The 10,240-nt window shown below is 72.5% G+C and carries 11 protein-coding genes and 1 riboswitch; of the genes, 5 read left to right on the top strand and 6 right to left on the bottom strand.

The window, feature by feature from the left end; genetic code table 11:
• Positions 1 to 175: 175 nt before the first annotated feature.
• Positions 176 to 1,021, top strand: a complete 846-nt coding sequence (locus ACQEUR_RS15800) for a helix-turn-helix domain-containing protein (RefSeq protein ID WP_433031083.1) — start codon at positions 176 to 178, stop codon at positions 1,019 to 1,021.
• Complete coding sequence (locus ACQEUR_RS15795; protein WP_433031080.1) at positions 1,012 to 1,209, top strand: DUF397 domain-containing protein; 198 nt, start codon at positions 1,012 to 1,014, stop codon at positions 1,207 to 1,209. The genes ACQEUR_RS15800 and ACQEUR_RS15795 overlap by 10 nt, the downstream gene beginning before the upstream one ends.
• A 40-nt stretch (positions 1,210 to 1,249) precedes the next feature.
• On the opposite strand, the gene ACQEUR_RS15790 is transcribed toward ACQEUR_RS15795, so the two are convergent.
• Both ACQEUR_RS15790 and ACQEUR_RS15785 read right to left on the bottom strand, forming a co-directional pair.
• Positions 1,250 to 3,241, bottom strand: coding sequence for an acyl-CoA dehydrogenase family protein (locus ACQEUR_RS15790; protein ID WP_433031077.1), 1,992 nt, complete (start codon positions 3,239 to 3,241; stop codon positions 1,250 to 1,252).
• Between the two features lie 83 nt (positions 3,242 to 3,324).
• Positions 3,325 to 3,855 (bottom strand): MarR family winged helix-turn-helix transcriptional regulator, encoded by a 531-nt coding sequence (locus ACQEUR_RS15785; RefSeq protein WP_433031074.1) that lies wholly within the window; start codon positions 3,853 to 3,855, stop codon positions 3,325 to 3,327.
• 63 nt (positions 3,856 to 3,918) lie between these two features.
• Here ACQEUR_RS15785 and ACQEUR_RS15780 point away from each other — a divergent pair, with 63 nt between their 5' ends.
• The gene (locus ACQEUR_RS15780; protein ID WP_433031071.1) at positions 3,919 to 4,659 is read left to right on the top strand and encodes an SDR family NAD(P)-dependent oxidoreductase; all 741 of its coding nucleotides are present in this window, start codon (positions 3,919 to 3,921) and stop codon (positions 4,657 to 4,659) included.
• 24 nt (positions 4,660 to 4,683) lie between these two features.
• Here ACQEUR_RS15780 and ACQEUR_RS15775 read toward each other — a convergent pair whose 3' ends face one another.
• The 4 genes from ACQEUR_RS15775 to ACQEUR_RS15760 all read right to left on the bottom strand — a co-directional run bounded on the left by ACQEUR_RS15775 (position 4,684) and on the right by ACQEUR_RS15760 (position 7,806).
• Positions 4,684 to 5,310 (bottom strand): hypothetical protein, encoded by a 627-nt coding sequence (locus tag ACQEUR_RS15775; protein ID WP_433031068.1) that lies wholly within the window; start codon positions 5,308 to 5,310, stop codon positions 4,684 to 4,686.
• A gap of 68 nt (positions 5,311 to 5,378) precedes the next feature.
• Complete coding sequence (locus ACQEUR_RS15770) at positions 5,379 to 5,894, bottom strand: DUF6328 family protein (RefSeq protein WP_433031065.1); 516 nt, start codon at positions 5,892 to 5,894, stop codon at positions 5,379 to 5,381.
• Between the two features lie 258 nt (positions 5,895 to 6,152).
• Positions 6,153 to 6,902: a sugar isomerase domain-containing protein gene (locus tag ACQEUR_RS15765; RefSeq protein WP_433031062.1), complete on the bottom strand. Its 750-nt coding sequence runs from the start codon at positions 6,900 to 6,902 to the stop codon at positions 6,153 to 6,155.
• A gap of 76 nt (positions 6,903 to 6,978) precedes the next feature.
• A complete protein-coding gene (locus tag ACQEUR_RS15760; RefSeq protein WP_433031060.1) occupies positions 6,979 to 7,806 on the bottom strand; it encodes an alpha/beta fold hydrolase in 828 nt (275 codons plus the stop codon).
• A 130-nt stretch (positions 7,807 to 7,936) separates the two neighbouring features.
• Positions 7,937 to 8,043: riboswitch (TPP riboswitch) on the top strand.
• A gap of 74 nt (positions 8,044 to 8,117) precedes the next feature.
• Between ACQEUR_RS15760 and ACQEUR_RS15755 the strand changes: the two genes are divergently transcribed.
• Positions 8,118 to 8,708 (top strand): ECF transporter S component, encoded by a 591-nt coding sequence (locus ACQEUR_RS15755; protein ID WP_433031057.1) that lies wholly within the window; start codon positions 8,118 to 8,120, stop codon positions 8,706 to 8,708.
• A gap of 30 nt (positions 8,709 to 8,738) precedes the next feature.
• A complete protein-coding gene (locus tag ACQEUR_RS15750) occupies positions 8,739 to 10,172 on the top strand; it encodes an ABC transporter ATP-binding protein (protein ID WP_433031054.1) in 1,434 nt (477 codons plus the stop codon).
• Positions 10,173 to 10,240 lie beyond the last annotated feature (68 nt).

The raw sequence follows: 10,240 nt of genomic DNA, 5'->3' as shown, positions 1-10,240 counted from the left end.
GGTTTGACCGTAATCCGCCGCTTGGTCAGCTCTCCCGCCAGCCGATACCGCCCCGGGTCCACCGACAGTTCTCCACAGAACTCCGAACTCTCCACAGGTCTCCACCGACACCTTCACCGTCTGAGCAGGAGTCGCTACTGTGCGGCAGCAAACGGCGCGACGTGAGGGGGACACAATGGAGGACCACGATGAGCAGCCCGGCCAGCAGCCCGGCAGATGGGTGGTCGACGCACCGCTGATCGAGTTCATCCGGGCGCACCTGCGACGGATGCGGGTCGCCGCCGGCCTGAGCCAGGAGCAGTTCGGCAAGCGGATCAACTTCTCCGGCTCCCAGGTCAGCGCCGTGGAGACCGGCACCCGCCCACTCGATGCCCGCTATCTGGCCCTGGCGGACCGGGAGCTGGAAACCGGCGGTCTCTTCGTGGAACTGCTCCGGGTCGCCACCGACGGCGGCCGGCAGACCTGGTTCCGGTCGTGGCGGGAGACCGAACGGAACGCGAAGAGCCTGCGATGGTTCGAGCCGAACCTAGTACCGGGACTGTTGCAGACCGAGGCGTATGCCCGAGCGGTGATCACCGCTGGCAGCCGGCTCAGCAGTGCGGAAATCGACCGCCGGGTGACGTCCCGGCTGGAACGGCAGAAACTCCTGACCCGGGAGTTGCCGGTGCAGCTCTTCGCGGTGCTGGACGCGACCATCCTCGACCGGCTGATCGGGACCTGCGCGATCATGCGCGAGCAACTCGACCACCTGGTGACCATGGCCGAACTGCCCAACGTCGACCTGCTGGTCGTGCCGACCGGGATCGGCATGTACGTCGGGCTGGCCGGGCCGCTGGCGCTGGCCGGCCTGGAGGGAAACAGTTGGATTGGTTATCTCGACAATCTGCTCCGTGGTCAGATCATCACCCATGCCGACGAGATTGATAGCCTGCAAGAGGCGTGGGAATGCATCCGCAGCGAGGCGTTGCCACGCCAGCAGTCCCTCAATCTGATCAAGGAAGCGGCGCAGAAATGGATCTGAGCAACGCCCACTGGCGCATCTCGACCCGCTCCTCCAACGGCGGAGCCACCTGCGTCGAGGTCGCCGACAACCTGCCCGGCGCCGTACACGTCCGGGACAGCAAGGACCGGCAGGGGCCCGTCCTCACCTTCGGCCCCACCGCCTGGCGCGCCTTCGTCCACACCCTCGAGCCCGGCTACCTGAAGTAGATTTCCTTCGCTTCTCGGAACTCGTCCATCACCACGCCCTTCACATCTTCTCGCCCGGGCGCGGGATCCGCCGGCGCACGTCCTCGGCGGTCGACGGGCCGGGCTGCCAGGTGGCGACCCACGGCAGGTCGGCGGGCGGGGTGAGCACGCCCTCCTCCAGGAAGGCGTAGCGCCCGGCGAGGACCCGTTTCGCCGCCACGTTGTCGACCGAGTCGGTGTTCTCCCACAGGCTCCGGAACAGCTCCGCGATCCGCACCCGGGCCTGCCGGCAGAAGAGGTCGGCCAGTTCCACACCCTCCGGCCGGGTCTCCCGCTCGGCCTGGGCCCGTACGCAGACCGCCGACATCGCGAACAGCTCGGCGCCGATGTCCACGATCCGGCCGAGGAACGCCTGCTTGCGCTCCATCCTGCCCTGCCACCGGGACATCGCGTAGAACGTCGACCGGGCCAGCTTGCGGGAGGCGCGCTCCACGTGCCGCAGGTGGCCGGCGAGCGGCCCGTACTCGGCGTACCCGTTGGGGGTCTGGCCCCGGCCGACGGCGAGGGTCGGCAGCCACTTCGCGTAGAACGCGCCGGCCCGCGCCCCGGCCCGGACCTTGCGGCCCAGCTCGGCCTTGGGGTCGATGATGTCGCCGGCCACCGAGAGGTGCGCGTCGACCGCCTCGCGGGCGATCAGCAGGTGCATGATCTCGGTGGAGCCCTCGAAGATCCGGTTGATCCGCAGGTCCCGCAGGAGCTGCTCGGCGGCGGCCGGGCGCTCACCCCGGGCCTGGAGCGACCCGGCCGTCTCGTAGCCGCGTCCGCCCCGGATCTGGATCAGCTCGTCCGCGATCCGCCACGCCATCTCGCTGGCGTAGAGCTTCACCAGCGCCGCCTCGATCCGGATGTCGTTGGTGTCGTCGTCGGCGAGCATGCAGCAGAGGTCCAGCATGGTCTCCATGCCGTAGGTGGTCGCGGCGATGAAGGAGAGTTTGGTCGCGACCGCCTCGTGCTCGCCGACCGGCCGGCCCCACTGCACCCGGTCGGCCGCCCACTCGCGGGCCACGTTGAGCGACCACTTCGCGGCGCCGACGCACATCGCGGGCAGCGAGAGCCGGCCGGTGTTCAGGGTGGTCAGGGCGATCTTGAGGCCGCGGCCCTCGCCCCCGATGACGTTCTCCTTCGGTACGACGACGTCGTGGAACCGGGTGACGCTGTTCTCCAGCCCGCGCAGGCCGAGGAACTCGTTGCGCCGCTCGACGGTGATCCCCGGCGAGTCGGCCTCGACCACGAACGCGGTGATCCCGCCCCGTCGGTCCTCGGTCTTCGGCACCCGGGCCATCACCACCAGCAGGCTCGCCACGCTGCCGTTGGTGGCCCAGAGCTTGACGCCGTTGAGCCGGTAACCGGTGCCGTCCTCGGTCGGCTCGGCGATGGTGCCCAGCCGGGCCGGGTCGGAGCCGACGTCGGGCTCGGTGAGCAGGAAGGCGGAGACCTCGCCGGCGGCGAGCCGGGGCAGGTAGCGCTGCCGCTGCTCGTCGGTGCCGAACATCTTGAGCGGCTGCGGCACCCCGATCGACTGGTGTGCCGAGAGCAGCGCGCCGATCGACGGGTTCGCCGAGCCGGCCAGCGCCAGCGCCCGGCAGTAGTGCAGATTGGACAGCCCGAGGCCGCCGTACCTCTCGCCGATCTTCATGCCGAACGCGCCGAGCCCCGCCAGGCCCTGGAACACCTCGTCCGGGATCCGCGCGTCCCGCTCGATTGCGGCGCCGTCCACATCGGAACGCACGTACTCCGCCAGCCGTCCCAGGAACTCCTCGGCCTTTGCCGCGCGCTCCGGATCGGGGCGCGGCCACGGGTCGATCAGGTCGAGTCGGAGCCGGCCGAGGAAGAGTTCCTTGCCGAAGCTCGGTCTGCCCCATTCGAGCTCGCGGGCGGCCTCGGCGACCTGCCGGGCCTCCTGCTCCGAGACCTGGCCGGCCTCCTTGGGCAGCGGGCCGGTGCCATCCTCCGGTCCACCCGCCGCCGGCCGGCTGTTCTGCGTCGTGGTCACGGCTGCCCCCATTCGGGTACGGGTCCCAGCGCTGCCCGCCAGAACGACGTTACTCCGCGGTGTTACCCAACAGTAGGATCTGTCTATCCTGCGACACCGCCGCCGCGGTCCGCCAGCCCCGCCAGCAGTACGCCCAGCAGACGCGCCAACCCCGCCTGCTCGGCGGGGGCGAGGCTGTCCAGCAGTCCCTGCTCATGGTCGAGGAGGTCGCCGACCGCTCCCTCCACCGCGCGGTGTCCCCGATCGGTCAGCTTCACCGGTACCGCGCGACTTCCCGGCTCCGGCGCGAGCCGGCTGACCAGCCCCTCCCGCTGCGCCCGGTCCACCCGCTGCGTGATCGCCCCGGCGGTGACCAGGCAGCGGTCGGTGAGTTCCCGGGTCGAGAGCCGGTACGGCGGCCCCGAGCGGCGCAGCGTGCTGAGCAGGTCGAGGGTGGCGGCGTCCATGCCGATCCTGGCCAGCGTCCGGCGCCGCTGGTCGGCTAGCAGCTTGGCGGCCTGGTGGATCCGGGTGAAGACCTCGATCGAGCCGACCGGCACGTCGGGCCGCTCCCGCCGCCACGCGCCGGCGATCTGGGCCGCGAGATCGTTCGGGGGCTGCTTGGACTGACTCATGCCTGGTAGTGTCGCACGCACGTTTAGCGCTAAACGAAGAATGGCGACGTGAGGAGTGGTGACATGGGGAGCCGGGACACGCGGGACGTCGTGGTGACGGGTGGGGGGACCGGCATCGGCCGGGCGGTCGCCGGAGCGTTCGCCGCCGCCGGGGAACGGGTGGTGATCACCGGCCGCCGTACGGCGGTGCTGGCGGAGACCGCCGCGCTGCTCGGGCCGAACGTCCGCGCCGTACCCTTCGACGCGACCGACCCGGCGCAGGTGACGGCGGCGCTCGATGCCCTGCCGGCGCGGGTCGACGTGCTGGTCAACAACGCGGGCGGCAACACCGACATCGGCGCGGGCCACCCCGGCGACCTGACCGGCCTGGCCGCCGCCTGGCGGGCCAACCTCGACGCCAACGTCCTCTCGGCGGTGCTGGTGACCGCCGCGCTGCGCCCGCGCCTCGCGCCCGGCGGCGCGGTGATCAGCCTCAGCTCGATCGCGGCGCACCGGGGCGGCGCTGGCTCGTACGGGGCGGCGAAGGCGGCGGTCGAGGCCTGGAACCTCACCCTGGCCGAGGAACTGGGCCGGGACCGGATCACCGCGAACGTGATCGCCCCGGGCTACATCGCGGAGACCGAGTTCTTCGGCACCGCCATGACCGAGCAGCGGCACGCGACACTGGTCGCCCAGACCAGCACTGGTCGGGCCGGCACCCCGGCCGACATCGCCGGCAGCGTGCTCTTCCTGGCCTCACCGGCCGCGAGCCACCTCACCGGGCAGGTCCTGCACGTCAACGGCGGAGCACTGGCCGGCCGGTGAGCGCCCCTCCGGCGCGACCGGCGCTCACCGGTCGTAGGACGCGTAGCGGTGGACCGCGTGCCCGGTGTCGATCAGGAAGCAGTACTGCCGGAGCCAGTCACCGTCCGTGGTGACCTGCTGGAACAGGATGCCGCTGCCGGCGCCGAAGAGCGCCACCGCGCAGGACCGGTAGTCCCGCCCGCCGAAGTACTCCTGAAGCTCCTCGTGGTGCTCCGCGAGGTCGTCGGCGATCGCGGTGCTCACCGCCTCGACCGCCGCGGCCCGGGAACCGCCGGAATGGATTATCTCCGCTCCGTAGACCCCGAGCCGCAGCGCCGCGATCCTGGCGGCCGCCGGGGGAACCTCACCGATCCCCGCCACCAGTTCGTCGACCACGGCGTGCACCGCGTCGAAGGGTTCGGAGGCCGCCGACAGCGGACGCTCCGTACCGGCGTCGGGCGCCAGCCAGGGACGGTGCCCCGGCGTTTCGACGTGCCGGAACCGGGAGATGAGCTGGAAGTACGACTCTTCGCAGGATCTGCAGTAGTAGCCGTGCGGTGCGCCATAGGCGGTGTCAGACAGCCGCCTGACCCCATCCGCGCCGCAGAAGACGCAGGTGCGCGGGCCGGTCTCCGCCTTCTCGGCGGCCGATCTGCGCCGGAAGAACCACATGGTGGCCCAGGCTACCCAGATTCGCCGGGACCGGTCCCGGGCGAGGCCGCTACCGGCCAGAGGTCCCGCTACGCCGCCGCGCGCTGCTCCGCCTCGGACATCGTCTCTTCCTCGTCGTCCTCTTCCTCGTCGTCGCCCCAGTTGCGGCGCAGGAACGGCAGTCCGGCCCAGAAGGTCAGGAACCAGATCGCGGTCACCGCGCTCAGCACGAACGCCACCGGCCGGGGCAGCACGAAGTCGGTGATCAGCAGCACCGAGCTGACCATCGCGATGAGCATGAAGGCGAGCCCGCCGGTAGCCATGGCGTGCCCGAACCGGACCAGTTCGGGCTTGCGCCCCTGCCGGAACAGCGCCCGGTGGAAGGCGACCGGCGAGATGATCAACGCGGTCGCGGCGGCGGCGGCGAGCAGCGCGACGATGTACGTGTCCTTCTGGAACTCGTTGACGTCCTCGAAACCGGTGCTGAACGGCAACGTGAGGAGGAAGGCGAACAGGATCTGGACCCCGGTCTGCGCCACCCGCAACTCCTGCAACAGATCAGTGAAGTTCCGTTGCCAGCGCTGCTTCTCGGTTTCCCTGGTCACCCAGGCCACCTCCCGTTTCCCTCAGGTTCCGGGCCAGTTTGCCCGAACGCCATGATCATGAAACGCGAGGGGGACTCATGACCGGATCACCCTATTTTGTCCCTCCCTTCCGGGTGCTCGCCGTGCCCTGGCCGAGCCCAAGAACGAAGCGACCATTGTGGACAGTCAGCTGCACGGCCGAGGCGCGAGCCCGACCACCGTGTTGCCGAACCACCCGACCACATCGAACGGGTACGAGCCCTCACCGGTACGCCGCCGTCAGGAACCGCGCCGGATCCGGCCGGCGTACCGGGCCTCCAGCGCGTTGTTGTGCTCGTCGCCGGCCGGGATGTTGGCGGAGAGGTAGACCGGCGGTGTCTCCCCGGCCTCGATCATCCGGGCCACCACCTCGACGGTGATCTGCTGGGCGAGCAGCGCGGCGGTGATCGACGATATCGCGCCGACCGCGCCGCCGCCCGGCAGCGGCAGGGCGGCGTCCCCGAACGGGGCGCCGTTGTCCAGCGCCACGTCGGCGAGGTCGCCGAGCTTGCGCCCGGACGGGTGGCGCGAGTCGACCCCGGCCGAGTGCTCCGCCGAGGTGATCGCGACCAGGGCGTGCCCGCGCTCCTTGACCAGCGAGGCGAACTCGACGATGGTGCCGTTGACGCCGGAGTTCGAGGCGATCACGAAGATGTCCGGTGGCCGGACCGGCGCCAGGTCCAGCAGCCGCCGGGCCACCGTCGGGTCGCGTTCCAGGGTCGGCCCGAGGATGTGGGCCGGCTCGCCGCCGTGCAGCACCAGGTCGCGCAGCGCGATCCGGTTCGTCGGGACCAGCCCGCCGGCCCGGCCGGCGATCTCCATCGACAGCGCCTCCGAGTGGCCGGTGCCGAAGGCGTGCACCACGCCGTCGGCCCGCAGCGCGGTCGTGATCAGCTCGGCCGCCCGGCGTACGCCGTCGCGTTGGCTCGCCGCCACCCGGGCCATCGTCGCGGTCACGGTTTCCAGGTAGCCCTCGGCGCTCAGTGTCACCAGTCCTCCGACTTGTTCGTGCGATCCATCCGGCGGGATCACGATGCCACGGCGGGAACCGCCCCCGCCCGTGGGCTCACCGTGCCGGGGTGATCCGGGACAGCACGGCGTCGGCGAGCGCCGCCGGTGCCTCCTCCGGCACCCAGTGGCCGACCCCGGCCAGCGGCACGAAACGGTAGTCGCCGGTGACCCGGTCGGCGCACGCCCGCGCCGCGACGGAGCCGATCGCCACGTCCCCGTCGCCCCAGACGAACGTGGTCGGCACCGGCACCGGACCGGTCCCGGCAAGGTCCTCGGTCGACAGGGCCCGGTACCAGTTCAGCGCGGCGGTCAACGCGCCGGGCCGGCGCAGCGGCTCGACGTACCGCTCGACCCGCTCGTCGGGCACGCCGGTGAGCACCCGGCGCAGTCCGGCCGCCTCGCCGGCGAGCAGCAGCCGCTCGGCCTTGCCGGTCAGCCGGAAGAAGCCCACGTACGCCGAGCGGGCCCGCTGGTCCAGGTCCTCGGCGATCGCGTACGCCATGGCCGCCGGGTGCGGGACGGAGACCGCGGTCAGGGTACGGACCCGGTCGGGGTGTTCGGCGGCGAGCCGCCAGGCGACCAGTGCCCCCCAGTCGTGCCCCACCAGGTGCGCCTCGGTCACGTCGAGCGCGTCGAGCACCGCCACCGCGTCGGCGACGCACTCCGTCAACCGGTAGTCCCGGACCTCGGCGGGGCGGGCGTCGGGCGAGTAGCCGCGCTGGTCCAGCGCGTAGCTGCGGAGCCCGGCCGCGTGCAACGCCGGCAACAGGTCGTCCCACTCGGCGCTGTGCTGGGGGAAACCGTGCAACAGCAGGACGGGTTCGCCGTCCTCGGGGCCGCCGGCGTGCAGGTCGAAGGTGAGTCCCCGGACCGTGATCCGCATGCCCGAAGCGTACGCCGCACCTCGCCGGCCGGCGCCGACCGCGGCGGTGGCCGGGTGTCCCGGGCCACACCCAGGCTGCCCACAGCTATCGGCCAGGACTGATCCGGTGCTAGCGTCTGCGGGACAACTGCACATCCGACAGGGGAGCGCACAGCGCTGAGAGTGCGGGCCGACGCCCGCAGACCCTCGAACCTGATCTGGGTAATGCCAGCGCAGGGAGTTCGGTCGAGTCTCCAGCCGCGCCGCAGTCCGGGCCTCCGGACCGCGGCGTGCGTCTTGCCCGGTCAGGTCGGCGACTGGGAGGCACGTCCATGCACCAACCCACCAACCCCCGGTGGCGTACCGTCGACATCGTCATCGCGTCGGTCATCGCGGTCGCGTTCGGCGTCATCTTCTGGGCCTGGAACCTCGTCTGGAGCGCCACCGAGGGGGCCTTCACCTTCTTCCCGCCGGCCCAGGCGGTCATCTACGGCGTGTGGCTGCTGCCCGGCGTGCTCGGCGGCCTGATCATCCGCAAGCCGGGCGCCGCGCTGTACTGCGAGTTCGTCGCCGCGTTCGTCTCGGTGCTGCTCGGCAGCCAGTGGGGGATGCTCGCCATCCTGCAGGGCCTCGCCCAGGGCGTCGGCGCGGAGGCGGCCTTCCTCGCCACCCGTTACCGCTCCTTCCGGCTGCCGGTGGCGGTTCTCTCCGGCGCGCTCGCCGGACTCGCCGCCGCGCTCTTCGACCAGATCCGCTACTACTCGGAGTACGACTTCGACTCGTTCCGGCTGCCGGTCTTCGTGCTCACCGTGGTCAGCGCGGCGATCATCGCCGGTGCCGGCGGCTGGGCGCTGACCCGGGCGCTGGCCCAGACCGGGGTGCTGGACCGTTTCCCCGCCGGGCGCGACCGCGCGGCCGTCTGACGGACCGGACGAGCGGGGAAGCGGCACACGATGAGCGCGGTGCAGCTGCGCGGCTTCGGCTGGCGGCACGCCGGGCGCCGGGCCTGGGCCGTACGCGACGTGGACCTGCGCGTCGAGCACGGCGAGCGGCTACTGCTGCTGGGCGCCTCGGGCGCCGGCAAGAGCACCCTGCTGGCCGCGCTGGCCGGCCTGCTCGCCGAGGATTCGGGCGAACAGGCCGGCACCGTCGAGATCGACGGACTGGACCCGCGCAAGGCCCGGGAACATGTCGGCATCGTCTTCCAGGACCCGGAGACCCAGCTGGTGATGGGCCGCGCCGGTGACGACGTGGCGTTCGGGTTGGAGAACCGGGGCGTACCGGCGGTGGAGATCTGGCCCCGGGTCGACCGGGCGCTGGCGCGGGTGGGCTTCCCCTACGGCCGCGACCGGGCCACCGCCGCGCTCTCCGGGGGTGAGCAGCAGCGGCTCGCGCTGGCCGGGGTGCTGGCGCTCCGCCCCGGCCTGCTGCTGCTCGACGAGCCGACCGCCAACCTCGACCCGGCCGGGGCGGCCCTGGTCCGGGACGCGGTCCGGGACGCCGTGGACGCCGACACCACGCTGATCCTGGTGGAGCACCGGGTGGCGGAGGCGCTTCCCCTGGTCGACCGGGTCGTGGTACTCGAACCGGGTGGCGGGGTGCGGGCGGACGGCCCGCCGGCAGCGGTCTTCGCCGCACACGGTGCGGAGCTGGCCGCCGCCGGGGTCTGGGTTCCCGGGCCGCCGCCGGCACCGCGCCGGGCGGCGTCCGGGCCCGGCGAGCCGCTGCTCTCCGCCGAGCGGCTCGGCCTGCCGCCCCGGCTGGCCGCGACGGACCTCGGGGTACGCGCCGGCGAGGCGCTCGCGGTGCTGGGTCCCAACGGCGCCGGCAAGTCGACCCTGGCGCTGCTGCTCGGCGGCCTGCTCCGGCCCGGCACCGGGCGGCTGCACGGGACCGCCGCGCTCGCCGGCCGGTACGCCTCGACGCCACCGCACCGGTGGCCGGCGCCCGAGCTGGCCCGCCGGATCGGTTCGGTCTTCCAGGACCCGGAGCACCAGTTCGTCAGCACCACCGTCTTCGACGAGCTGGCCCTCGGCCCCCGCCGGCTCGGCCAGCCGGAGAACGCGGTGAGGTCCACGGTGGAGGAGCTACTGGACCGGCTCCGGTTGGCGGAGCTGGCCCGGGCCAACCCGTACACCCTCTCCGGCGGGCAGGCGCGGCGGTTGAGCGTGGCGACGGCCCTGGCCACCGCGCCCCGGCTGCTGGTCCTGGACGAGCCCACCTTCGGCCAGGACCGGCGCACCTGGATCGAGCTGGTCGACCTGCTCGCCGGGTTGCGCGACGCCGGACACGGCGTGGTCACGGTCACCCACGACGCCGACTTCGTCGCGGCGCTGGCCGACCGGACCCTCACCCTCGACGGTCGACCGGGCGGGGGGCGGGCGTGATCCCCTACCAGCCGATCGCGACGCCCGGCGCGCCGCTGGCCCGGCGCAACCCGGTGGCCAAGCTCGCC

Source organism: Plantactinospora sp. CA-290183 (assembly GCF_050936375.1).
Taxonomy (GTDB): domain Bacteria; phylum Actinomycetota; class Actinomycetes; order Mycobacteriales; family Micromonosporaceae; genus Plantactinospora.
Note: the sequence above shows the minus strand (reverse complement) of the source record. Positions and strands in the feature narration are given on the sequence as shown.

Excerpts from the sequence above, each read along its gene's own strand:
- ACQEUR_RS15800 (WP_433031083.1), top strand. The coding sequence starts at position 176 with ATGGAGGACCACGATGAGCAGCCCGGCCAGCAGCCCGGCAGATGGGTG.
- ACQEUR_RS15785 (WP_433031074.1), bottom strand. The coding sequence starts at position 3,855 with ATGAGTCAGTCCAAGCAGCCCCCGAACGATCTCGCGGCCCAGATCGCC.
- ACQEUR_RS15780 (WP_433031071.1), top strand. The coding sequence starts at position 3,919 with ATGGGGAGCCGGGACACGCGGGACGTCGTGGTGACGGGTGGGGGGACC.
- ACQEUR_RS15760 (WP_433031060.1), bottom strand. The coding sequence starts at position 7,806 with ATGCGGATCACGGTCCGGGGACTCACCTTCGACCTGCACGCCGGCGGC.
- ACQEUR_RS15755 (WP_433031057.1), top strand. The coding sequence starts at position 8,118 with ATGCACCAACCCACCAACCCCCGGTGGCGTACCGTCGACATCGTCATC.
- ACQEUR_RS15750 (WP_433031054.1), top strand. The coding sequence starts at position 8,739 with ATGAGCGCGGTGCAGCTGCGCGGCTTCGGCTGGCGGCACGCCGGGCGC.
- ACQEUR_RS15775 (WP_433031068.1), bottom strand. The coding sequence starts at position 5,310 with ATGTGGTTCTTCCGGCGCAGATCGGCCGCCGAGAAGGCGGAGACCGGC.
- ACQEUR_RS15795 (WP_433031080.1), top strand. The coding sequence starts at position 1,012 with ATGGATCTGAGCAACGCCCACTGGCGCATCTCGACCCGCTCCTCCAAC.